Source organism: Streptomyces sp. AA1529 (assembly GCF_000280905.1).
Classification (GTDB): Bacteria; Actinomycetota; Actinomycetes; order Streptomycetales; family Streptomycetaceae; genus Streptomyces.
The window spans coordinates 1-2658 of sequence record NZ_ALAP01000040.1 but is presented as its reverse complement, the minus strand read 5'-3'; the positions used below and the strand labels follow the sequence as shown (position 1 = coordinate 2658).

The following is a 2658-nucleotide window of genomic DNA, read 5'->3' as shown; positions in this document are numbered from 1 at the left end:
CGGGGCCTGCGGTCTCAGCCGCCGCTCGGCTCCCGCTCCAGGCGCCGCCTCCCGCGCGGTCGGTGAAGTCCGCACCGTCGGTGAAGTGACCGCCGTCGGTGAAGTCCGCGCCGTTCATCCGGGCATCGGCGCGCTTCCCCCGACGCGCTCCGGCCGGCGAGGGCGCCGCCGGGCAGCGCCCGCCCTCCGAAGGGACCGGGAGACGCTCACTCCGCCGGTCCGGAGTGCCGGCGCCGGTTGGCGTTGAAACGCGCCTTCTTCCGACGATTCCCGCACGTGTTCATGTCGCACCATTTGCGGGTGCGGCTCTGGCTGGCGTCGAAGAAGGCGGCCCGACAGGCCGGTGAGGCGCACAGGACCAGTTTCCCGTCGCGTTCACCGGCGATGATCTCGATCACATCGGCGGCGATCACGCTGAGGGCGTCCTCCACACGCGCATCCGGACCGAGCTGCCAGTGCCGCTTGCCCTCGGGCGTCAGAATCGCGGCGGCCCGCCGCTGAACGCTGCGGTCGTTGATGACCTGGACAGCGGGTGCGGGGAGAGCGTCCCCGAGGGCGGCCGCCGTCGCGGCGAGGTCGATCGACTCCCGCAGTTCCCGCGCGAGTTCGAGCTGGGCGTCGGCGCAGGAATCCACGACGAGGCCGTACACCGCCAGCCAGTCGACGAGCCGCTGCGGCGCGGGAATGCGCTCCACGGCCTCGCCATGACGCTCCGTCAGGGTCGCCGTGAAGCTGGTGGCCGGCACATTGCCGAGGCGGAGGTCAGGCAAGCCGGCACACATAGAACCACCATGGCCGGTTGCAACTCGACATGGCGCCATGCTAGAACCGTCTAAGCCGGTTCCGCAGTGACCAGGAGGTCCCATGTCCCGTCCGACCAGCGACGTCGAAGCAGTCGAAGCATTTGAAGCCCACGCACCTGAAGCCGACCTCGACGAACTGCGCACACGACTGGCCGCGGCGCGGCTGCCGGAAGCCGAGACCGTCCAGCGCTCCGCACCCGGCCCCGGCCGGTGGGACCAGGGAGTCCCCCTCGCCGACCTCGCCGATGTCGTGGACTACTGGCGCACCGGATACGACTGGAGAGCCTTCGAAACGCGCCTCAACCGGATCGGCCAGTTCCGCACGGCCATCGACGGTCTGCGCATCCATTTCCTGCACCGCCGCTCCCCACGCGCCGACGCCACACCACTGCTCCTGACGCACGGCTGGCCGGGCAGCATCGCCGAGTTCATCGACGTGGTGGACGAGTTGGCGGACCCGGAGAACCCGGACACACCGGCGTTCCACGTCGTGATCCCCTCGCTGCCGGGCTTCGGCTACAGCGACAAGCCGACCACCACCGGATGGGGCACCGAGAAGATCGCGGCAGCCTGGGTGCGGCTGATGGAAAGACTCGGCTACCGCACGTTCGCAGCCCACGGCGGCGACTGGGGAGGCAACATCACCACGGTCCTCGGCGGCAGGTTCCCGGAGCACGTCCTCGGCATCCACACGACATTCGCCGAGGCACCGCCCGGGCTGACGACGGACGGACTGACAACTGCCGAGCGCCAATGGACCGAGGAGACCCGCCACTTCTGGCGCCATCGCGGGGCCTACGCGAAGCAGCAGGCCACCCGGCCGCAGACCATCGGCTACTCGCTCGTCGACTCACCGGTCGGACTTCTCTCCTGGATCCTCGACAAGTTCGCCGAGTGGTCGGACACCGAGGACAGCCCCTTCGAGACCATCTCCCGGGACCGCGTCCTGGACGACGTCACCCTGTACTGGCTGACGCGGACCGGCGCCTCGGCTGCCCGTATCTACTACGAAAGCCACAACTCGCTCGATCCCGAACTCCGGGTCGACGTCCCGTCGGCGATCACCATGTATCCCCACGACACCGAGAAGAGCCCCCGCCCCTGGGCGCAGGAGCGGTACCGCCAGATCGTCCGCTGGAATGCACCCGAAAGCGGCGGGCACTTCCCGTCGCTGGAGGTTCCCGAGTACTTCGTCAAGGATCTGCAAGAAGGTCTCGCGGCAGTACTGGCCGCCACTCGGTGAACGCGGCCCGGCACCCCGGCGCACGATGACCGGTGACAGCGGCGGCGTGCGGCTGGAGACCGGGCCCGTCGGCCCGAAGATCACCGGCAGCGACGGCGCCGCGTCCGTGCCGGTCGGTCTGTCCCACGGCGGACACGGCCGGCGACCGGGCGCATCTGGCGGCCGGGCCCGGCCGCCGGATGCGCTCCAGCACCGTCCGGCGAAGACCGCCCCGACCGGCTTTCCGGGCACGCCACGGCCACGGAGGAGGATCCGACACCGCCGCCGCAGATCTCATCCGGCCCGCTGGTGACCGGGAAGACGACCGAGAAGACGGTGCCTGGCCGCCCGAGAACAGGTCAGGGGCCCGCCGACTTCCGCCGATGGGCCCCTGACCTGCATTTATGATGTGGGCACAACTGGGATCGAACCAGTGACATCCTGCTTGTAAGTCAAGTGCGCCCTCTTGCGGGAAAAGGGACTCACCCAGCCTGACCTGGAAAGATGAACGCAGCGCGTCCATTACCGTCCAAGGCGGTTCGGGCGGTGCTGCCCCAGATGGCTCCCTGTATGGCTCCCCATGGAGACTGTAGTCGCCAAGAGCTAGCCCAATGTCTCTCCCCTCCCCCCCCC

General features: G+C 69.4%; 2 protein-coding genes. One reads left to right on the top strand and one right to left on the bottom strand.

The window, feature by feature from the left end; all coding sequences use genetic code 11:
- Positions 1 to 206: 206 nt before the first annotated feature.
- A complete protein-coding gene (locus tag A949_RS0111975) occupies positions 207 to 782 on the bottom strand; it encodes a CGNR zinc finger domain-containing protein (RefSeq protein WP_026004572.1) in 576 nt (191 codons plus the stop codon).
- Between the two features lie 82 nt (positions 783 to 864).
- Here A949_RS0111975 and A949_RS0111970 point away from each other — a divergent pair, with 82 nt between their 5' ends.
- Positions 865 to 2046, top strand: a complete 1182-nt coding sequence (locus A949_RS0111970; RefSeq protein WP_019356251.1) for an epoxide hydrolase family protein — start codon at positions 865 to 867, stop codon at positions 2044 to 2046.
- Positions 2047 to 2658: the final 612 nt, after the last annotated feature.

Excerpts from the sequence above, each read along its gene's own strand:
- A949_RS0111975 (WP_026004572.1), bottom strand. The coding sequence starts at position 782 with ATGTGTGCCGGCTTGCCTGACCTCCGCCTCGGCAATGTGCCGGCCACC.
- A949_RS0111970 (WP_019356251.1), top strand. The coding sequence starts at position 865 with ATGTCCCGTCCGACCAGCGACGTCGAAGCAGTCGAAGCATTTGAAGCC.